The organism is Gymnodinialimonas phycosphaerae (genome assembly GCF_019195455.1).
Classification (GTDB): Bacteria; Pseudomonadota; Alphaproteobacteria; order Rhodobacterales; family Rhodobacteraceae; genus Gymnodinialimonas; species Gymnodinialimonas phycosphaerae.
Genome location: NZ_JAIMBW010000001.1, coordinates 826,129 through 844,835 on the forward strand (window position 1 = coordinate 826,129; position 18,707 = coordinate 844,835).

The 18,707-nt window shown below is 62.8% G+C and carries 18 protein-coding genes and 1 pseudogene; 9 read left to right on the forward strand and 10 right to left on the reverse strand.

The genetic code is table 11. The features are described 5' to 3' along the window. Positions 1 to 7: 7 nt before the first annotated feature. The 4 genes from KUL25_RS04105 to KUL25_RS04120 all read left to right on the forward strand — a co-directional run bounded on the left by KUL25_RS04105 (position 8) and on the right by KUL25_RS04120 (position 3,949). The gene (locus KUL25_RS04105) at positions 8 to 673 is read left to right on the forward strand and encodes a hypothetical protein (protein WP_257891773.1); all 666 of its coding nucleotides are present in this window, start codon (positions 8 to 10) and stop codon (positions 671 to 673) included. 33 nt (positions 674 to 706) lie between these two features. Then, positions 707 to 1,744 carry a serine hydrolase domain-containing protein gene (locus tag KUL25_RS04110; RefSeq protein ID WP_257891774.1) on the forward strand — a complete coding sequence of 346 codons (1,038 nt, stop codon included), beginning with the start codon at positions 707 to 709 and terminating at the stop codon, positions 1,742 to 1,744. Beyond that, complete coding sequence (locus KUL25_RS04115) at positions 1,741 to 2,742, forward strand: alpha/beta fold hydrolase (protein WP_257891775.1); 1,002 nt, start codon at positions 1,741 to 1,743, stop codon at positions 2,740 to 2,742. The genes KUL25_RS04110 and KUL25_RS04115 overlap by 4 nt, the downstream gene beginning before the upstream one ends. Before the next feature lie 181 nt (positions 2,743 to 2,923). Further along, the gene (locus KUL25_RS04120; protein WP_257891776.1) at positions 2,924 to 3,949 is read left to right on the forward strand and encodes a serine hydrolase domain-containing protein; all 1,026 of its coding nucleotides are present in this window, start codon (positions 2,924 to 2,926) and stop codon (positions 3,947 to 3,949) included. A 182-nt stretch (positions 3,950 to 4,131) separates the two neighbouring features. Here KUL25_RS04120 and KUL25_RS04125 read toward each other — a convergent pair whose 3' ends face one another. Continuing rightward, on the reverse strand, positions 4,132 to 4,593 hold the full coding sequence (locus tag KUL25_RS04125) for an Lrp/AsnC family transcriptional regulator (RefSeq protein WP_257891777.1): 462 nt from the start codon (positions 4,591 to 4,593) through the stop codon (positions 4,132 to 4,134). A gap of 110 nt (positions 4,594 to 4,703) precedes the next feature. Between KUL25_RS04125 and KUL25_RS04130 the strand changes: the two genes are divergently transcribed. Beyond that, a complete protein-coding gene (locus KUL25_RS04130) occupies positions 4,704 to 6,173 on the forward strand; it encodes an aminotransferase class V-fold PLP-dependent enzyme (protein WP_257891778.1) in 1,470 nt (489 codons plus the stop codon). A 616-nt stretch (positions 6,174 to 6,789) separates the two neighbouring features. On the opposite strand, the gene KUL25_RS04135 is transcribed toward KUL25_RS04130, so the two are convergent. Continuing rightward, the gene (locus tag KUL25_RS04135) at positions 6,790 to 7,188 is read right to left on the reverse strand and encodes an RrF2 family transcriptional regulator (protein ID WP_257891779.1); all 399 of its coding nucleotides are present in this window, start codon (positions 7,186 to 7,188) and stop codon (positions 6,790 to 6,792) included. 108 nt (positions 7,189 to 7,296) lie between these two features. On the opposite strand from KUL25_RS04135, the pseudogene KUL25_RS04140 reads away from it, so the two are divergent. Both KUL25_RS04140 and KUL25_RS04145 read left to right on the forward strand, forming a co-directional pair. After that, positions 7,297 to 8,481, forward strand: a pseudogene (locus KUL25_RS04140) (NnrS family protein). Between the two features lie 17 nt (positions 8,482 to 8,498). Beyond that, positions 8,499 to 9,167 (forward strand): NnrU family protein, encoded by a 669-nt coding sequence (locus KUL25_RS04145; protein WP_257891780.1) that lies wholly within the window; start codon positions 8,499 to 8,501, stop codon positions 9,165 to 9,167. Positions 9,168 to 9,179: 12 nt separating this feature from the next. On the opposite strand, the gene KUL25_RS04150 is transcribed toward KUL25_RS04145, so the two are convergent. Beyond that, entirely contained in the window at positions 9,180 to 9,962 is a 783-nt protein-coding gene (locus KUL25_RS04150; protein ID WP_257891781.1) for a carboxymuconolactone decarboxylase family protein, read from the reverse strand. Further along, positions 9,895 to 10,392, reverse strand: coding sequence for a cytochrome b (locus KUL25_RS04155; RefSeq protein WP_257891782.1), 498 nt, complete (start codon positions 10,390 to 10,392; stop codon positions 9,895 to 9,897). The genes KUL25_RS04150 and KUL25_RS04155 overlap by 68 nt, the downstream gene beginning before the upstream one ends. Positions 10,393 to 10,488: 96 nt before the next feature. Between KUL25_RS04155 and KUL25_RS04160 the strand changes: the two genes are divergently transcribed. Together KUL25_RS04160 and KUL25_RS04165 are read left to right on the forward strand one after the other, a co-directional pair. Beyond that, positions 10,489 to 11,133 (forward strand): TetR/AcrR family transcriptional regulator, encoded by a 645-nt coding sequence (locus KUL25_RS04160; protein WP_257891783.1) that lies wholly within the window; start codon positions 10,489 to 10,491, stop codon positions 11,131 to 11,133. Then, positions 11,126 to 11,503 carry a hypothetical protein gene (locus tag KUL25_RS04165; RefSeq protein ID WP_257891784.1) on the forward strand — a complete coding sequence of 126 codons (378 nt, stop codon included), beginning with the start codon at positions 11,126 to 11,128 and terminating at the stop codon, positions 11,501 to 11,503. The genes KUL25_RS04160 and KUL25_RS04165 overlap by 8 nt, the downstream gene beginning before the upstream one ends. 35 nt (positions 11,504 to 11,538) lie before the next feature. Here the strand turns inward: KUL25_RS04165 and KUL25_RS04170 are convergent, their stop codons facing one another. From KUL25_RS04170 to KUL25_RS04195, 6 genes are all read right to left on the reverse strand, one after another. After that, positions 11,539 to 12,417 carry a 2-oxo acid dehydrogenase subunit E2 gene (locus KUL25_RS04170; protein WP_257891785.1) on the reverse strand — a complete coding sequence of 293 codons (879 nt, stop codon included), beginning with the start codon at positions 12,415 to 12,417 and terminating at the stop codon, positions 11,539 to 11,541. 9 nt (positions 12,418 to 12,426) lie between these two features. Further along, positions 12,427 to 13,851 carry an NAD-dependent succinate-semialdehyde dehydrogenase gene (locus tag KUL25_RS04175; RefSeq protein ID WP_257891786.1) on the reverse strand — a complete coding sequence of 475 codons (1,425 nt, stop codon included), beginning with the start codon at positions 13,849 to 13,851 and terminating at the stop codon, positions 12,427 to 12,429. Positions 13,852 to 13,881: 30 nt separating this feature from the next. Further along, positions 13,882 to 15,201: a biotin/lipoyl-containing protein gene (locus KUL25_RS04180; RefSeq protein ID WP_257891787.1), complete on the reverse strand. Its 1,320-nt coding sequence runs from the start codon at positions 15,199 to 15,201 to the stop codon at positions 13,882 to 13,884. Continuing rightward, positions 15,191 to 16,186, reverse strand: a complete 996-nt coding sequence (locus KUL25_RS04185) for an alpha-ketoacid dehydrogenase subunit beta (RefSeq protein ID WP_257891788.1) — start codon at positions 16,184 to 16,186, stop codon at positions 15,191 to 15,193. The genes KUL25_RS04180 and KUL25_RS04185 overlap by 11 nt, the downstream gene beginning before the upstream one ends. 12 nt (positions 16,187 to 16,198) lie before the next feature. Continuing rightward, positions 16,199 to 17,194, reverse strand: coding sequence for a thiamine pyrophosphate-dependent dehydrogenase E1 component subunit alpha (locus KUL25_RS04190; RefSeq protein ID WP_257891789.1), 996 nt, complete (start codon positions 17,192 to 17,194; stop codon positions 16,199 to 16,201). A gap of 141 nt (positions 17,195 to 17,335) precedes the next feature. Beyond that, the gene (locus KUL25_RS04195; RefSeq protein ID WP_068355061.1) at positions 17,336 to 18,646 is read right to left on the reverse strand and encodes a M24 family metallopeptidase; all 1,311 of its coding nucleotides are present in this window, start codon (positions 18,644 to 18,646) and stop codon (positions 17,336 to 17,338) included. Positions 18,647 to 18,707 lie beyond the last annotated feature (61 nt).

Here is an 18,707-nt window from a genome sequence, read left to right on the forward strand (position 1 = left end):
ATCCAATATGACACTTCAACGAATGGGGGGCTTTGCCGCCGTGACCTGCGCCGCAACCTATGTGTTCGGATTTGCTTTGCTGGTCACCGTCTTGGCCCCATTACGGTACGGGACCATCGACATAGATGCAGCCGCCGTCGTGGCGTTTATCGATGTGCGCCCCGGTGTGTTGATCGTCTGGAACACGGTCATCTACATCCTGAACGCCCTGGCCTTGACCGTCGTTGTGCTTGCGCTGCATGCGCGCCTTGCGATCGCCACGCCTGACTGGGCGGCCACGACGCGGGCGTTTGGCTTGCTCTGGGCCACATTGGTTCTTGCGGCGGGTATGATAGGGAATGTCGCGGTGGAACGGGCGGCGCATCTCTTCCCAACCGATCCGGCACGGGCGGTCGCGGTTTGGGATATGCTCCACTCGGTTGAACTGGGCCTTGGCGGCGGCAATGAGATCGCAGGCGGTGTCTGGATCCTGCTTGTAAGCATTGCAGGCCTGATGGGCCGCAGCTTGGGAAGGATCACGGTTGGACTGGGGCTGCTGACCGGCACAGCCGGCCTTGCCACGCTGTTCCCCTTTATCGGGGATATCTCCGGCGCTGTTTTCGGGCTGGGGGGCATCGCGTGGTTTATCGCGGTTGGACTGTCCCCGGGCCGTGTTGGGCGAACGAAGCATTGACGCGCGAGAAAACCCCCACAGGAGGATGCAACGATGACGACACTTAATCACGATTTGCAAAAGCTGATCGATGCAGAGGCCAGCACGGCCAACACCCATAGCCTGCTGCTCGCGGTGCAATCCGGCGACCGACGGGTCGATTTCAAGGGCAGTGCGGGGGCCGCCGCCGACGCGCGGTTCTTCATTGCCAGCGTCACCAAGATGTTCACAGCCACGTTGATCCTGCAACTGAAGGATCAGGGTCTGATCGACCTCGACACGACCGCTCAAAGCATCCTGAGCCAATACGACCTGTCGGACCTTCATGTAGTCAAAGGTCGCGCGTATGGCCCACAGTTGACCATCCGCCACCTGCTTCATCAGACGTCCGGGCTGGCGGATTACTACGAAGGCGATGTGGCAATCGCAATCAAACAAGGCCACGATCAGGCCTATGACCTGAACGATGTCTTGCGCATGTCGAAGGCTCTGCCACCGCTGGCGGCACCCGGTCGCGGCAGGTCCTACTATTCGGACACCAACTGGCAGTTGCTTGGCGCGATCATTGAAACTGTGACGGGGCGGCCTTTTGGCGATGTGGTGCAGACGCAAATCTGCGCGCCACTGGGGCTGAAGCACACGTCGGTCCATGGGCCGGATCAACCCGCGCCTTTGACCCTCTACAATCGGTCCAGACCGCTTCACTTGCCCCTGAGCTTGTCCAGCATGGGCCCCGATGGCGGGATCGTGTCCACGCTGGATGATATGCTTGTGTTTCTAAGGGCATATATGGGGAATGCTCTGTTCGACCCACGCCACGAGGCAGATGTGCGGGCCTTCAACAAGCTGTTCTTTCCCCTCCAGTACGGGTTCGGGCTCATGCGGTTCAAACTGCCGCGCTGGTTGAACCTGTTTCGCGAGACGCCAGAGTTGATCGGGCATTCAGGCGCAAGCGGCTCGTTCGCCTTCCATGCGCCAAAGGAGGACATCTTCCTGACGGGAACCTTCAATCAGGTCGACGCTCCAAAACGGCCCTTTGCCCTGATGATGAAGGTCATGCACTGGCTGCAACGCCACGGGGATCGCACATGAAGACCGTCTTCAAACTCAGCATGGGTGTCTTTCTGATTGCGGTCGCGATCGTGGGCCTCCTCATGGTCGCCACGCGCGGGGACTACCGCGTCCTCCCCCTTGTCATCGATGACCCGGCCTTGCCGTCCCGGGTGATTGCGGGGATCAATCTGCATCTGCGCATCGTCGAGGGGCCACCTGATACGACGACGGTCATCGTTTTGCACGGCGGGCCCGGCGGCGATTTTCGGTCCCTTCAGGGCCTTGACGCTTTGTCCGATGACTACCGCATCGTCTATTATGATCAGCGCGGGGCGGGCCTGTCGCAGCGAGTGGAAAGCGACCATCTGACGTTGGAGGGGCATGTAACCGAGCTTGCAGGGGTCATTGACCATGTCTCTCCCCATGCCAATCCCGTGTTGATCGGACACTCATGGGGTGCGATTCTTGCGACGTCTTATCTGGGCCGCTACCCGGAAAGGATTGCAGGTGTGGTGCTGATCGAACCGGGGTTTCTGAACGCGGCCGGGCGCGAACGCTGGGAAGAACGAAGCCGTGACTACATGTCCGGTCTCACTTACTGGCGGGAGGCGGTACTGACGGGCTTTCGTGCGCAGCACGTCGACGGCCCTGATCTGAGCGCGCCGGATGATTTCCTAATCGGACACATGGTCGACGTCTTCGTCAACCACCCGCACAATCCCTATCATTGCGGGCAAGGGTACACCGCCCCAAGTTGGCGCTTTGGTGCCGCCTCAAGCGACATTCTCGAAGCGATCAGCCCGCGCGATCTTGACGACATCGCCGAACGCGCAGCCGATTTCAGCGGGCACGTGATGTTGATGGCGGGCGCGTGTAACTCATGGACGGGGCCGGAATTGCAGCGCCTTCATCAATCGCATTTCAATGATGCCGAAGTTGTCGTGGTCAACGACGCAGGTCACAACGTGATTTGGGATAATCCCGGCGTCTCATTGACAGCCATCAGAGGCTTCTTGTCCGGTATCACGACCCACTGATGCGCGCCGTGGCATGTGGAACGGTCCTTGGTCGCAGATGGGCTGGGACAGCGAAGGGACTAAGGGCTCTTCGCGTATCGGATGGGCGCTTTCATTGAAGGGAAGGGCACAAATGCAGACATCAAGCTCCCTAATTCCCGAGGCTGTTCTGGCCCCCTACAGGGGGAAGAAAACGGCTATCGTGACCCTGTTTCTCCGGGACGGCGACATGACCTTCGCGGCGTCCGGAGACCTTGATCCCAGGAACAACACGGCCCCGGACCGCGCGCTTTTTGAGATCGGATCAATCACCAAGGTTTTTACGGCGCTTCTCCTTGCTGTTCTTGTCGAGGAGGGAAGGATTGATCCTGACCGACCCATCAGAGATTTGGTAAGCGGCCTGTCCGATGCGCCGCCGTGGATCACGCCGCGGAACCTGGCAACGCACACAAGCGGCTTGCCCACGATTCACATGCCGCTTTGGAAAGCAGTGTTTTGCCTGCCCGATGATCCCTATGCCGCGTTTTCGCGACGTGACCTGATCGACTGGCTCCGCATCCGAGGCAGCACCGCGCCGCCCCGCCGTCAGCTGCATCGCTACTCCAACCTCGGCTACGGGCTTTTGGGCGAGGCAATGGCGATGCGCGAAGGAAAGCCCTTTTCGGATCTGTTGGCCGAAAAAGTCCTTACCCCTTTGGGTCTAACGGATACGACGGCGGACCTGACGACCGCGCAGCAGGCACGCTTCATGCAGCCCTTCAACGTCAAAGACAGACCCGTTGTGCCTTGGTCATTCCAGGCCATTGCCGGCGCCGGGTGCCTCCGCTCGACGGCGCGGGATCTCGGCCAATTCTCATCTGCTGTCTTGAAGGCCTTGGCACACCCAGAGTCCGCGCTGGACCGCGCGATTTGCCGAAGTGCGTTGCCCTTGGTTGGTTTGGGACCAAACGGCGCCCACGCGCCTGTCACGCAATGTCTTGGCTGGTTGTCCATCAAGCTGGACCGCGAAGCGCCCCGAATGCTGTTTCACAATGGGGGCACCGCTGGGTCAACCTGCGCGCTTTATATTTGCCCCGCAGCAAACGCCAGCGCGCTCATTCTTTCCAACCGAGGCGTCGCGGCCGGAATGTGGTCAAGTGCGAAATGGCGCCGGTCAGATCCCGACCGCGCCATGAGCGACGTGTTCGCGAGCTTGAGCTCAAGCGCCAATGCAACGCCATCTGCTTGAATGGGCGCACCGATCCTGAAACGGGATAAGAGATGGCTTGCCGTCGCAGGGAGGGCGCGACGAATGTCCGCCCGTGGCGGGCGCGACAGCGGTCTACATGCGTCAGTCTCGTATGACGTCTTGGTCGGCGAACATATATGGCCGTTGTTGCACAAACCGGTGCCCGGCGCCCAATCAGGCGTTCAAACCGGGATCGGTCGATCTTCAATAATGCCCTCCATCGCGAAATAGGAGGTGACGGCGTCAAGCTCGATCGTGTCGATCAGCCGTTGATAGACCTGGTCGAAGCTTTCCATGTCCTCGGTCACGATCTTGATCATGTAATCGTAGTCACCGCCGATGCGGTAAAAGTCCACGATGTCGGGAATTGCCGTCACATGGCGGCGGAACTTGGTGAGCCACTCCTTTGAATGGCTGCGTGTGCGCAGCAACGTGAAGACCACAAGGGTCTTGCCCAGGGCCCGCCGGTCGATCAACACGCGCTGCCCCTTGATGACGCCCCTCTCTTCCAGCTGTTTCAGGCGACGCCAACAGGCATTCTGCGACAGCCCGACACGGTCCGCCAGGTCACGCTGACTGAGCCGTTCGTCTTTTTGAAGCTCCCGAATGAGGGAACGGTCAATATGATCCATTTTCTTATCCATTCTTCGATCATAACCTTTCCAAAATTTGATTTTTCAAGGAAATAGCGCAGAAAAATTCGCTGAGCCATAGTCTATCCTTTGGGTGCGCAGCCAAAAGAGGGAAGACGCCGATGACCGCTTTAGCAGACTTCCGAGACGGCCTTGACCGCCCCGACATCGTGGAATTTCTCCGCGATGGCTTGATCGGTGACGGCGTTGCGATTGAAACGCCCTTCGGGTCACAGCGCCTTGTCTATGCGGACTATGTCGCCTCGGGGCGGGCCTTGCGGCAAGTCGAGGATTTCGTGATGGAGCATGTGCTGCCCTATTACGCCAACAGTCACACCGAGGCGTCGTTCTGTGGCATGACCATGACCCGGATGCGAGAAGAGGCGCGCGCCACCATCGCCCGATTGGTGAAGGCGGATGAAAGCTGCCATGTGATCTTTGCGGGATCGGGCGCGACGGCTGGGATCAACCGGATCGTCGGCCTGCTGCAAATCGAAAAACTGGTCGCGTCCGACAAGCGGGTCGTGGTCCTGATCGGACCCTATGAGCATCACTCCAACATCCTGCCTTGGCGCGAAACGGGCGCAGAACTTGTCGTCGTACCAGAGGCGCCGGGGGGCGGTCTTGATATGGCAGCCTTGCGGGCCAGCTTGACGGCGGCACAGGGGGCGGATCTGATCGTTGGCAGCTTCTCGGCGGCCTCGAACGTCACGGGCATTGTTACCGATACCACTGACGTCACCCGTGTCCTGAAGGCCAATGGCGCGCTTGCGATCTGGGATTACGCAGGGGGGGCGCCCTATCTGCCGATGGAGATGGGGTCATCTGCGGACTGTCAGAAAGACGCGATCATCTTCTCGCCCCACAAGTTTGCCGGTGGCCCGGGTGCGACCGGCATCGCAGTTGTCCGCGATACCATTGTCCGGTGCAAAACCCCCACGGCTCCGGGGGGCGGAACGGTCAGCTTTGTGTCCCCTTGGCGCCATGCGTATTCCGCCAAGGTCGAGGTGCGCGAAGAAGCCGGCACGCCGAACGTGGTGGGGGACATTCGCGCGGCGCTTGTGATGTTGGTCAAGGACGCAATCGGGACGGACGCGATCCTTGCGCGCGACGCCGTGTTGCGCGATCGGGCCTCCACCGTGCTGGCAAGACATCCTTTCATCCGGGTGTTGGGCAAGTCTGACAACGTCCCGGCGCTTCCGATCTTCTCTTTCCAGGTGGCCGATGAAGACGGCACCTTGGTGCACCAGCAGCTGTTCACGCGAATGCTGTCGGATTTCTTTGGTGTGCAGGTTCGCGGCGGGTGCGCCTGCGCGGGTCCCTACGCCCACGCGCTGCTTGGTCTTGATGAGGCGCAATCCGAGGATCTTTTCAAGAGGTTGGGCGCGGGTCATGAGGTCGAAAAACCGGGTTGGGTGCGGTTCAACCTAAGCTATCTGCACAGCGACGCGCAGGTAGCCTCTATCCTTGAGGCGATTTCAACCCTGGCCAGCACCGCAAGGGAACGTGCCGCCCAATACGAGTGCGACCCGGCAACGGCCCGCTTCAATGCCCGGGGGGCTGACGATCATACGCTTTTGCGTGCCGGTTGATGTCCCGTGTATCGCGGGCAGGGCGCCACCTGGCTGGAGTGACCCAGCGGGTGCATCAGCCGGTTTGCCCACCCGAAAACCGCAATCGAAGGGATCAGGTCCAAGGCTCAGGCGTCCTCCATACCGGCATCGCGCAGCGCCTTGATAGGGGAGTGATCTACGTGGGGCGTTCATGGACAACTGCGGCATCCTCATCGACCTGGGCCATGTCGGGATTCAGACCTGCCTTGATGCCATCGACCGCGCCCTGAACCCTGGATGATCTGGGCCAACAAGGACAAGAGTAGGGGCCGGAGATTGGCGGATTTCGGGTCCTCCAAGATATCCAAGCCGGAAGGCATGGGCACAATCGGGATTTCGCAAACCTCACCCTGGAAATGCACAAAGCGGGTCAATCATGGCGCGTATCGTCAAAATCCTCCGCAGCAACTGGATGCGGCTTTTCGAACAGATGTGGGGGTAGAACGTTTCAGGCAGCCCGAATGAAGACATCGCGGCGCATCGGTGCTAGATTCGGCGACGCGCAGGTAGCGATAGCCGGGGTCGCTTTCGACCGAGTTGCGGCATCAAGTCCGCCTTTGATGGGGGGCGCCAACAGCCTGTCACCCGCCCCAAGTCAGATCGAAATGTCCGCGAGGGTCGATCTGTCGAGGTCCGCCAGGAATGCGGCCTCTGCCGTGCGTAGCCTTGTTTTCAATCCACACCTTCCATCCAGTGTGCATGCGTTCCGGCCATCGGAAAAACACTCGACCAACGCGTGATCCTCTTCCAGCAAACGGATGATCTGGCCCAGTTTGAGGGACCCTGGATCTTTGGCAAGAATGGCCCCACCGCCGCCGCCGCGACGTGTTTCGATGATGCCGGCGCGCGAAAGCCGTTGCATGATCTTGCTAAGATGGTTGCGGGACAGGTTCAGATCTTCGGCCATCTGCGCCGTTGAGAAGGCGCGATCCGGGCTGCCAGCCATCAGCATGAGCATCCGAAGGCCGTAGTCGGTGAATGATGTCAAACGCATTGGACCCTCCAGGCCGGAATAGGTATTTAAGGTACCTATTAGGGGGTATACTCGCCAAGGCAAGACCTGTTTATTGGGGCGAGTCGCATGACCAGCACAGCCAAACAAATGCGCGCATGGCGCGGCCCGGCACTTTTGAGTTTCGGGTTTCGACCGTTCTTCCTTGGGGCAGCCTTATGGGCGGTCCTGGCGATGTTGCTGTGGGTCATGATGCTGGCCGGTGAGGTGACGCTTCGCACAGCTTTCGACCCGCTTTCCTGGCACGCCCATGCGTTTCTGTTCGGCTATGTGCCCGCCGTGGTAGCTGGATTTCTGCTGACGGCGGTGCCGAACTGGACCGGGCGCCTGCCGATCGTCGGGTGGTCGCTTGGGGCTCTATTCACTCTTTGGATTGTGGGCCGGGTGGCGGTCATGTTTTAGGCAATTTTGGACCCGCTATGGGTCGCCTGCGTTGATCTGGCCATGCCTTTGGTGCTGTCGGCCATGATCGGGCGCGAGATCGTTGTGGGCAAGAATTGGCGCAACCTTATCGTCTTGGCCATGCTGGTGGCGCTGATCATCGGCAACGCCGTGTTTCATTGGGGGGCGGCGCGGGGCGATTTCGCGGCCCAAGGCTATGGGTTCCGCATTGGCCTTGGGGCGACGCTTATGATGATCGCCGTGATCGGGGGGCGCGTTGTGCCGTCTTTTACGCGGAACTGGCTGGTCAAGCAGGGGCCAGAGCGGCGACCTGCGCCGCCCATGCAGCGGTTCGACAAAGGGGCATTGTTGGTTCTTTTGCTGGCATTGATCCTGTGGGCCGCCGTGCCATTTGCCCCGCTCACCGGCGCGGCGCTTTGTGTCGCGGGCGTGCTTCACGTCGTTCGCTTGGCGCGTTGGGCTGGACTTGCGACGGTTTCTGAGCCCCTGGTGTTCGTCCTGCATGGGGCCTATGCCTTTATTCCTCTTGGCGCGACGGCGCTTGGGGTGGAGCTTCTGGTGCCCGGCCTTTCCGGCCTCGGGGCGGTGCAACACTTGTGGATGGGCGGCGCAATCGGGCTGATGGCACTCGCCGTCAAGACGCGGGCCACGTTGGGGCACACGGGCCGGGATCTGACTGCGGGGGCAGGGACGGCACTGATCTATTCTGGCGTTATCGGCGCGGTCGTTCTGCGGGTATCGGCGGGCATATGGCCCTCGCTCGCCATGACGCTCTACACCGGATCTGCGGTGCTGTGGGTGCTGGGTTTCGCCGGTTTCGTGGCGATCTATGGACCTTTGCTGCTGCGCGCCAAGCCGGCGAAAGCGATCTGAGGCCGGTGGGCGGGGTCATGGCTTGGGCGGAATACATCCTGGCGATCCTTGCGTTTTTCGTCAGCCACTCCGTGCCTGTGCGCCCCCGTATACGCGCCTCACTTGTTCAGGGGCTGGGTCAATCGGGGTTCACGGCGGCCTATTCGCTGCTGTCCCTCGCGGTGCTGGCATGGGTGATCGGGGCGGCCGGGCGCGCCCCGTTCATTCCCCTGTGGCCTTGGGCGCCATGGCAAAACCACCTTGTTCTAGGGGTGATGGGCCTTTTGTGTCTGCTGCTGGCCCTGTGCATCGCGCGCCCCAATCCGTTTTCCTTTGGAGGAACGCAAAACGAGGCGTTCGATCCTGCGCGCCCCGGCGTGGTGCGGGTGTCGCGGCACCCGCTTTTGCTGGCGCTGGGTCTCTGGGCCTTTGCGCATATGGTGCCGAACGGGGATCTCGCGCATGTCTTGCTGTTCGGCATGTTCGGCGGATTTGCAGCCTTGGGTCACCGGATCATTGACCGCCGCCGACGGCGCCAGATGGGCCCCGCCTGGCACAGCCTACAGCACAAGATGCAGAGTGTCCCGCGGGCAGGCGGGATAGCGGTTTCCCCGGACACCGCCGCCCGGGTGATCTGCGCAGGCCTGCTATATGGTCTGCCCTTGTGGGCTCATCCCTGGCTTTTCGGGGTCAGTCCGATCATCTGAAATAGCCGTAGCTCAGGGTTTGCCATCCTCGATCCAGTTCTTCGCCGCCACGGCGTGGGGCAGGCCAAGCGGTCCGATCGCAAGTAGTGCCACTTGGGCGATCGCGTCCTCGGGGATGTTTTCGGAACGGGCGCGCCGGGCATGGGAGTGGACTGCACCTTCGGAACTTGCACCAACGGCCAACGCCAGCTTCACAAGCCGCTTTTCACGGTCGCTCAACGGGCCCTCAGTCGCGCAGGCTTTGCCAAGGGCGGCATAGGCTTGCCAGATGTCGGGGTGTTGGTCGGCCAGCGCCAGTCGTTCGCGTTCAAGCTCCAGAATGCGGGCCGTGTTCGCCGTCTCGGCGATCAGTTGCGCCCCCTCGGCCTCCAGCGCTGCAAGATCGGCCTGGGACTGGGCCAGGGCCAGTTCGTAGTCGGCCGGGTCGATGCGCAAGACCTCGGTCCCGGCGGGGATCAGGCGGCCCGGCTCCAGATCGGGATGGCGCCAGATCACTTCGCCCTGCACCTCGGCCACGGCCACCCATGTCTCGGCGGCGCGCAGGTTGCCCCAGACGGCGGCAGTGGGCCGGATATCTTCTTGCGCCACGGTCATCACCCGAACGGGCAGGGCGGGCGGGCGCCCGTCGATCTGTGCGGGGCCCGGGGCCGAGGCGATCATCCAGGCCGCAGCGGCGATCCCGAGGGCGATGGGCGGCAGCGCGAGGAGGGGGGCCAGTCGAATGGGATCAGCCCTGCGCCCGCCGCATGCGCGCCAGCGTTCCGTCGCGCAGCACGACCTGGTGATACAGGGCACCCACGATATGTAAGGCGAGCAGCGCCAGAAGGATGATCTTCATCACGTTGTGCCCCTGGGCCGCCGCCTCGACCCCGCCAATCCACGCAACAGCCCCGCTGACCGGCATCAGGATCATCAGGGCGTAAAGCCCGACATGGGTCAGCTTTGCCACGATACCCTGCACCTTGGTGGCCTCGATCGCCGGGGGCACGCCGCGACGGGCACGCAGCATCAGCCGCCACAGCGCGAAAATCAGGATCAGCGCACCGCCCGCCACATGGGCGAGCACAAGCGGATCGAACGTGGCCCCCAGCCCCTCGGCCAGGCGATCCCAGGCGGCGGACATCGCGTCCTTGAAGATGTATTGCTGCGCGATCAGCGGGAAGACGAGCCAATGCAAGATGATCTGAAGGCGCGAATATCCGGTGACGGCGGGTGTGGTAGACATGTCCGGGGTCCTTTCGGTCGATCGGAAGCAACGCGGGGCAGGGTTGCTTATACCGGCAGTATAAGTTAGTGAGTTATAACTAACAAGAGGTGATGCATGGGTGGTCGTCAAAGCACGGAAGAGCGCAAGGCGCAGATCGTGGCCGAGGTGCTGCGCCTGGCCGATGAGATCGGGCCAGACCGGTTAAGCACCACGGATGTCGCGCGCGCCGTTGGCATCAGCCAGCCCGCGATCTTTCGACACTTCCCTACCAAGGCCGCGCTTTGGCTGGCAGTTGCCGAGGATATCGCGGCGCGATTGCAAGCCGACTGGGCCGCCGCTGAGGCCAAGGTTGCTGCGCGGGGTGAGGCTGTGGAAAAGGGCACGGGGCCGCAGGCGCGCCTGAAGGCGCTGATCGGCGCGCAACTGGCCGCCATATCTGAAACGCCCGCCCTGCCGTCGATCCTGTTTTCCCGAGAGTTGCAGGTCGACAACCAGGGTCTTCGGGACGTGTTTCGGGGCGTTTTGGGCGCGTTTCAGGGCCGTCTTGTTGCCACGATCCGCGATAGCCAGGCGCAGGGCACCCTGCGCCGCGACGTCAGCCCGGAGGATATCGCCATGTTGCTGACCGCTCTGGTGCAGGGCGTTGCAATCCGCTGGACGCTTGGGGCGCGGGGCTTCGCCCTGGTGTCCGAGGGTTTGCGCCTGCTCGATGTGCAGATGGCGCTTTTGACAGATAAGAAGGGCGGACCCGATGAATAGGCAAAGTAACGCGCTGCGCATCGCCGGGGGCGCTGCGATCATTTTCGGCCTTTTGACGGTTGTCTCCGGCGGGGCCACGCTTCTGGACGGGCTCGACATGGGGGCGGTCGTCTATTTCGTGCTGTTATTCAACGCGCTGGCCGGGCTGGCCTATATCGTTGCGGGCTTCGGCCTTTGGCAGGGGCGGCGTTGGGCTTTTGCCCTGTCGCTCCTGATCTTCCTGGCGACGGTGTTGGTCTTTGCAGGTTTTGGTCTGCATGTCGCCCAAGGCGGCGCCTATGAAATGAGGACGGTCTTCGCCATGGCCCTGCGCTGCGCCGTCTGGGGCGCACTCACCCTCGTGGCGCGCAAAGCGTACGCGAACCCCTAGGCGTCTCTTGGGCGGCCCTCCGGTGTCCCGCGCCGCTAGATCAGCATCCTGCGCGGATCAGCGATCAGGTCCCTGTAGTGCACCATGAAACGCGCCGCATCGGCACCGTTGATCACGCGGTGGTCATAGCTCAGATCCAGCGGTGCCATCGGGACGGGACGCGGCGTGTCGCCGTCCCAGACCGTCACCGTCTCGGTCCGGGTGATCCCAAGGATCGCGACCTCTGGCGGGTTGACGATGGGCGTGAAGGCCGTGCCGCCGATACCGCCCAGATTGGTGATGGTCATGGAAGCGCCGCCCATCTCGTCCGGGCCGATCTTTCGGGCCTGCGCGCGGTGGGCAAGATCGTTGATCTCGGTGGCGATTTGCCAAAGCCCCTTGGTGTCCGCATCGCGGATCACCGGCACCATCAGGCCGTGGGGCGTGTCCACGGCAATGCCGATATGCACGTAGCCCTTCAGCACCAGCGTCTGCCCATCGGCTGAGAGCGAGGCGTTGAAGCGCGGGAAGGCGATCAGGCTCCGCGCAAGGGCGGCCACGTGGAACGCCAGCGCCGTCAGCTTCACGCCGCGCGACTGGGCTTCGGGCTTCAGGGATTGGCGAAATGCCTCCAACGCGCTGACGTCCGCGCGCTCGTGGTGGGTGACAGCGGGGATCAGCGACTGGGCCGCCGCAAGATTGCGCGCGGTGACCTGTGCGAACCGGCTTAGCGGTTCTTCCGCGACGGGTCCGTATTGCCCATGATCCACGTCCCAATAGGCCGCGCCCCCAGACGCCTGTGCCGGGGCCGGGCCCCCGTCCAGGTCTTCGGCGGCCAGCGTTCGACGCCCCAGCGATTTCGCCCGGGCCTCCAGGTCAACGCCCATCTCCTGGGCGCGTTTGCGGACAGAGGGGCTGGCGATGACATCCGACATGAACTTCCCCTACCAACTAGCTGAAATATATTGAGTTTCCATGAATTCAAGCATCCCCTCATGGCCGCCTTCGCGGCCCAACCCCGATTGCTTCACGCCGCCGAAAGGGGCCGCCGGATCGCTGACCAAACCCCGGTTGAGGCCGACCATGCCATAATCCAGCCGCTCGCAGACCTGCAACGCGCGCTTGAAGTTTTCCGAGAACACATAGGCCACCAGGCCGTATTCGGTGTCGTTGGCGCGGCGGATCACGTCGTCCTGATCCGTGAAGGTCTGGATCGCGGCGACCGGTCCGAAAATCTCGTCATGGACGCAATCGGCGGTCTCGGGCACGTTGGACAGGACCGTGGGCGGGTAGAAATACCCCTTGCCGTCTGGCGTGACCCCGCCGCATTCGACCTTTGCGCCCTTGGCAATCGCATCGGCCACGAAGTGTGCCACCTTGTCGCGGGTGTCCGCGTTGACCAGCGGGCCGACGTCCACCGACGGATCTGTTCCATTGCCGACCTTGAGCGTTTTCATCCGTTCGGTCAGGCGGCGGGTAAAGGCCTCTGCCACGTCCTCGTGCACGTAGATGCGGTTGGCGGCGGTGCAGGCCTCGCCCAGGTTGCGCATCTTGGCCAGCATCGTACCTTCGACGGCAACCTCCAGATCGGCATCCTCGAACACCACGCAGGGGGCGTTGCCGCCCAGTTCCATAGCGGGTTTCAGCACCTGATCGGCGGCGGATTTCAGCAATTTGCGCCCCACGGGGGTGGAGCCGGTGAAACTGACGACGCGCACGCGCGGATCGTGCAGCATATGATCCACCAGCGCGCCGGTTTTCTTCGACGGCAGGACGTTCACCAGACCCTTGGGCACGCCCGCTTCCTCCAGCAGCGGCATCAGCGCCAGCATGGTCAGCGGCGTCTCGGACGCGGGCTTGATGATCACACCGCACCCCGCCGCCAGCGCGGGCGCGATCTTCCGCGTCCCCATGGCCGCCGGGTAATTCCAGGGCGTGACCAGCACGGCAAGACCTGCCGGCTTATGCTGCACCACGATGCGCGCACCCGAGGCGGGCGCGTGGGTGATCATCCCGTCGGCGCGCACGGCCTCTTCGGCGAACCAGCGGAAGAACTCGGCCGCGTAGGTCGCCTCGCCCATGGCGTCCGCGCGGGCCTTGCCGTTTTCCAGCGTGATGATGTGGGCAAACTCCTCCAGCCGGGCTGTCATCAGCTCCCACGCGCGGCGCAGCACTTCCGAGCGTGCGCGGGGCGTGCGGGCGGCCCAGTCGGCCATCGCGGCCTCGGCAGCGTCGAGGGCGGCATCCGCATCCGCGATATCGGCCGAGGCGACGGAGGCCAGGACCTCTTCGGTGGCTGGATTGATCACGTCGAACCGTTCCGCGCCCTTGTGCCAGGTGCCGTTGATGTAAAGGTCTGTGTAGTCCATGTCCGGTGTCCGATCGCTGAAGTCAGTGGGTCAAAGCAGGTGGTGGAGCGGTTGCTCCATCCGGGCTGCGAATTGGGTGAGAAGGTGAATGGCCTGATCCGGGGCCAATTGATCCGGTCCGCATTCCAGCGTCAGCGTCAGGCCGCCGTCCTGCGCGCTCGTCAGCGTCAGCACCGGTGTTTCTTCCACGCCGATCGAGGCTCTGCGCAGGGCCGTGCCGCGCAAATCGCGAACGCTCAGGTCCGGGGCCGTGTCCGAGGGCGCGACCTGCGACAGCGCCCTTGAAGAGGGCACGTCGTAGCCCCTCAAGGTGCCGTGGCGAGAAATCGCGACGGTGGCCCCCTTCCGGTCGGGCAGGCTGGCCCCGGCAAGGCCCGCCAAAAGCGCATTGGCGTCGGTCAGACCATGGGCCTGCGCCGCCCAGGTCGCGAACTCGGCCAATCCGTCCGTTGCAATGCTGGCCGTCAGTTGCATCCCTGACGCCGGGATGGGGGCGGGGGCGTCGACGGGAAGGACTGCCAAGGCCTCCAGATCGGCAACATGGTAGGGTTGCGGATGACCCGCCGCGACCAACCGCGCCAGGTCGAGGCCGCGTTCGCGGGCCAGCCGCCGCGCCTTGGGCGAGGCGAGGATCTTGCCGTCGGGCGCAGGGGCCACGGGGGGCCAGGGCCCCGGTTTGGACGCGGGGGCCGGTTCAGACGCAGGCGGCGCTTTCGGGGCAGCGGCATCTGCGGTCTCGGCGGGTATGTCGGCGACCGGGGCCCTGGTCGCCCCGGCCACGCCACGCGCCACGGGGGCGTCGGGCTTCTTGGCCGAGATGATGGCCACGGCAACGCCGACAGGCACATCGTCGCCCGGCGCGGCCAGCGTGGCGGCAAGGAACCCACTGGTGCCCGCCGGGACCTCCATGGTGCTCTTGTCGGTCTCGACCTCGAACAGGATATCGTCCGCATCTACGGCGTCACCGGGCGCCGCGTGCCAGCCGATCAGAACGGCACTATCCTGGGCCATGCCCAATTGCGGCATGGTGATCTCTTTGCCATCGGGCAATGCGCCGTCGGCTCCGGGGGCTTCCGGCACATCGGATGCAGGGGTCGCATCCGGCGCATCGGCGCTTTCACTGATCCGGGCAATCACCTGGCCCACGGGCACATCGGCACCGGCCGCCGCCGACACCCCCGTCAAATAGCCCGAAGCCTGCGCCTCAACCTCCATCACGGCCTTGTCGGTCTCCACCTCCAACAGCGCATCACCCTTGGCCACTTCGTCGCCCTCGGCCTTCAGCCAGGACACGATCTTGCCCGCATCCTGCGCCATGCCAAGCTGGGGCATCGTCACGTCATGCGGCATCAATCAACTCCCCGCCGCAAAGCAGCCGCGCCTTGGCAGCCACGGTTTCGGGTGTCGGTACGGTCAAATCCTCCAGCGCGGGCGAAAACGGCACCGGCACATCCATCGCCCCCATGCGCGTGACCGGCGCATCCAGGTGGTAGAACGCCTTTTCATTCAGGCGGCTGGCAATTTCAGAGGTCACGCCATAGCTTTGATGCCCCTCATCAATCACGATGGCGCGGCTCGTCTTCTTGACGCTTTCGATCAACAAATCCTCGTCCAGCGGCACGATGGTGCGCGGGTCGATGACCTCGGCCTCGATCCCCTCAGCGCTTAGGATGTCGGCGGCTTTCTCGGCCACCTGAACCATCGACGAGGTGGCGATCAGGGTGATGTCGCGGCCCTTGCGCTTCACATTGCCGACGCCGAAGGGGATCAGGTATTCCTCTTCAGGCACCTCCGCCTTGTCCTGATACATAAGCTTGTCTTCGAAAATCACGACGGGGTTGTTGTCGCGGATCGCGCTTTTCATCAGGCCCTTCGCCTCATAGGCCGAAGAGGGCATGGCCACTTTCAACCCGGGAATATGCGCCACCAGCGCCTGCAAGCTTTGCGAATGCTGCGCGGCGGATCGGCGGGTCGCGCCAAGGTTGGTGCGCAGAACCAGCGGCACATTCAACTTGCCGCCCGACATGTAGTGGGTCTTGGCGGCCTGATTGCACAGCTGATCCATGATCAGGAAAATGAAATCGCCAAACATCAGGTCGACGATGGGCCGCGCGCCGGTCATCGCCGCGCCCACGGCGATGCCCATGAAGCCGGGCTCCGCAATCGGCGTGTCGATCACACGCTCGGTGCCGAATTCTTCTACAAGACCTGACAGCACCTTGAAGGGCGTTCCGGCCTCGGCCACGTCTTCACCAAGCAGGAAGACGGTCTCGTCTCGGCGCATTTCCTCGGCGATGGCTTCGTTCACGGCCTGGGACAGGGTGATCTCTCGCATATCAGGTTCTCCTCAATCCGCGTAGACGTGCTGGGTGACTTCGGATCCGTCCGGGTAGGCGGCGGCCTCGGCATAGGCGACGGCTTGGGCGGCGTCTTGTTCAATCTCGGCGTTCATCGCGTCGATGTCTTCGTCCGTGGCAATGCCCTCGCTGACCAGCCACGACCGGAAGCGGATGATGGGGTCACGATTGGTTTTCCAATCCTTTTCCTCGTCCTTGGTGCGGTAGTACTCGCGGTTGATGTCGCCCACGTGGTGGCCGTGGTAGCGATAGGTTTCCAACTCGATAAAGAACGGCCCTTCGCCTTTGCGACAGCGCGCGACCAGCTTTTGGGTCAGGTCATTGACCGCCAGCACGTCTTGCCCGTCGACCTTGAAGGCCTCGATCCCGAAGGCCTCGGCCCGCGCGGTGATGGAGCCTGCGGCGATCTCCTCGGTCTTGGTGTATTCCGAATAGCCGTTGTTTTCGCAGGCATAGATGACGGGCAGGTTCCACAGGGCGGCCATGTTCATGACCTCGTAAAGCAGCCCCTGCGCCGTGGCCCCGTCACCAAAGAAGCACACCGTCACGTCATCCTTGCCCTGCAACTTCGCGCGCAGGGCCGATCCCGTGGCAATCCCCATGGAGCCGCCCACAATGGCATTTGCGCCAAGGTTGCCGTGGCTTTGGTCCGCGATGTGCATGGACCCGCCCTTGCCGCGACAGTAGCCTTCTTCCTTGCCCAGAAGCTCGCAGAACATCTCTTTGAAGTTCGCGCCCTTGGCGACGCAATGGCCATGCCCCCGGTGGGTGGAGGTGATCTTGTCGTCGTCCGTCAACGCCTCGCAGATGCCCACCGCCACCGCTTCCTCACCCGAATACATGTGGGTGAGGCCCGGCATTTTCGCGGACAGATAGAGCTGGTTGGCGGTGTCCTCGAACGTGCGGATGCGGACCATCTGGCGATACATCTGCAAGTAATCCTCGGCGTTTGTCTTGCCTTTCGGCGTCTTGGCGCTTTTTGCCATGGTCAACTCCCTGTCTGCCCGGCGGCGCGGCCCCAGTCCCTGCCGTCGGGCCGGTCGGGGCAGGACCTTAACATAAGGTTAATTTTTTGGCGAAAGTCATGTTTTTCAGAGACTTAGCCGTTTGCTCAAGCTTGAGCAGCCTCAATATCGGTTCGCGATCGGCAGCTCTTCCGCCGGGAACAGGCTGATCACTTCACATCCGGTTTCCGTCACCACGACCTCTTCCTCGATCCGAGCGGCAGAGTAGCCGTCGGTTGCCGGGCAGTAGGTTTCCAGCGCGAAGACCATGCCGGTCTTGATCTCCATCGGATGATCGAGGCTGACCGCGCGACTGATGATGGGCCGCTCGTGCAGCGCCAGTCCCAGACCGTGTCCGAATTGCAGACCGAAGGCGGCGTCCTCATTGGGGAAGCCCAGGCTTTCGGCGGTGGGCCAGACCTCGGCCACCTTGTCGGTGCTGACACCCGGCTTGATCATCGCGATCGAGGCGTCGATCCATTCGCGCGCCTTCACATAGGCGTCGTTTTGGGACGGCGTTGCGCGGCCCACGTTGAAGGTCCGGTAGTAGCATGTCCGATAGCCCTGATAGGATTGCAGGATGTCAAAGAACGCCTGATCGCCGGGGCGGATGAGCCTGTCGGTGAAATTGTGGGGATGCGGGTTGCAGCGTTCGCCCGAGATGGCGTTGATCGCCTCCACATCGTCCGAGCCCATTTCGTAGAGCATCTTGTTGGACAGCGCGACGATATCATTCTCGCGCACGCCGGGTTTCAGTTCCTCGTAGATCATGTGGTAGACGCCATCGACCATCGCGGCGGCCTGGGTCAGCAACTGGATCTCGTCCCAGTTCTTGATCTCTCGCGCCGCCAGCATGATCTGCTGGCCATCGACCACGTTGATGCCTTCCTCTTGCAGCGCATGGAACATGGCGGTTTCGGCATAATCCACGCCCACGGGCATGTCGGCCATACCGGCATCCTTGATCAGCTGCGCGATCATCTTGGCGTATTTCTTCATCAGCCCGAATTCCGGCGGGATGGTGCCGCGCATGCCGACGACGCCCGCAAGGCAATGGTCAGGCTCCAGCCAGTCGGAGTAGCGCTTGTGGTGGACGGCAGCTGATCCAAAGTCCCAGACATAGGGGCTGTCGTCACCGGTCAGCAGGCAGAAGCGGCACATCTTGTCCCGTTCCCATTCGCCGATCTTTGTGGCGCTGACGTAGCGGATGTTGTTCACGTCGAACAGCAGCAGCGTACCGGCGTTCGACGCCTTCAGCGACTGCCGCGTGCGTGCCAGACGGTAGCGGCGCAGGCGGTCGTGGTCGACGCGGTTCTCGAAATCGACGGACATGTGACCCCAGGCGGGGATCTTCTCTCGCCATTCCCAGTTCGGCTCCAGATCCTGGGGCGTCAGCAGGTTGGGCATAAGGGCATTTCCGGGACGGTCTGACATGGGGTCACTCCTTCGGGGGCCAGATGCCCCCGTTGCTTCAATGGCTTGCGATGGGCGGCGG

Bases quoted from the DNA above. Each gene is read 5' to 3' on its own strand.
- KUL25_RS04105 (WP_257891773.1), top strand. From the start codon at position 8: ATGACACTTCAACGAATGGGGGGCTTTGCCGCCGTGACCTGCGCCGCA.
- KUL25_RS04110 (WP_257891774.1), top strand. From the start codon at position 707: ATGACGACACTTAATCACGATTTGCAAAAGCTGATCGATGCAGAGGCC.
- KUL25_RS04115 (WP_257891775.1), top strand. From the start codon at position 1,741: ATGAAGACCGTCTTCAAACTCAGCATGGGTGTCTTTCTGATTGCGGTC.
- KUL25_RS04125 (WP_257891777.1), bottom strand. From the start codon at position 4,593: ATGGATAAGAAAATGGATCATATTGACCGTTCCCTCATTCGGGAGCTT.
- KUL25_RS04130 (WP_257891778.1), top strand. From the start codon at position 4,704: ATGACCGCTTTAGCAGACTTCCGAGACGGCCTTGACCGCCCCGACATC.
- KUL25_RS04135 (WP_257891779.1), bottom strand. From the start codon at position 7,188: ATGCGTTTGACATCATTCACCGACTACGGCCTTCGGATGCTCATGCTG.
- KUL25_RS04145 (WP_257891780.1), top strand. From the start codon at position 8,499: ATGGCTTGGGCGGAATACATCCTGGCGATCCTTGCGTTTTTCGTCAGC.
- KUL25_RS04155 (WP_257891782.1), bottom strand. From the start codon at position 10,392: ATGTCTACCACACCCGCCGTCACCGGATATTCGCGCCTTCAGATCATC.
- KUL25_RS04160 (WP_257891783.1), top strand. From the start codon at position 10,489: ATGGGTGGTCGTCAAAGCACGGAAGAGCGCAAGGCGCAGATCGTGGCC.
- KUL25_RS04165 (WP_257891784.1), top strand. From the start codon at position 11,126: ATGAATAGGCAAAGTAACGCGCTGCGCATCGCCGGGGGCGCTGCGATC.
- KUL25_RS04170 (WP_257891785.1), bottom strand. From the start codon at position 12,417: ATGTCGGATGTCATCGCCAGCCCCTCTGTCCGCAAACGCGCCCAGGAG.
- KUL25_RS04175 (WP_257891786.1), bottom strand. From the start codon at position 13,851: ATGGACTACACAGACCTTTACATCAACGGCACCTGGCACAAGGGCGCG.
- KUL25_RS04180 (WP_257891787.1), bottom strand. From the start codon at position 15,201: ATGCCGCATGACGTGACGATGCCCCAGCTTGGCATGGCGCAGGATGCG.
- KUL25_RS04185 (WP_257891788.1), bottom strand. From the start codon at position 16,186: ATGCGAGAGATCACCCTGTCCCAGGCCGTGAACGAAGCCATCGCCGAG.
- KUL25_RS04190 (WP_257891789.1), bottom strand. From the start codon at position 17,194: ATGGCAAAAAGCGCCAAGACGCCGAAAGGCAAGACAAACGCCGAGGAT.
- KUL25_RS04195 (WP_068355061.1), bottom strand. From the start codon at position 18,646: ATGTCAGACCGTCCCGGAAATGCCCTTATGCCCAACCTGCTGACGCCC.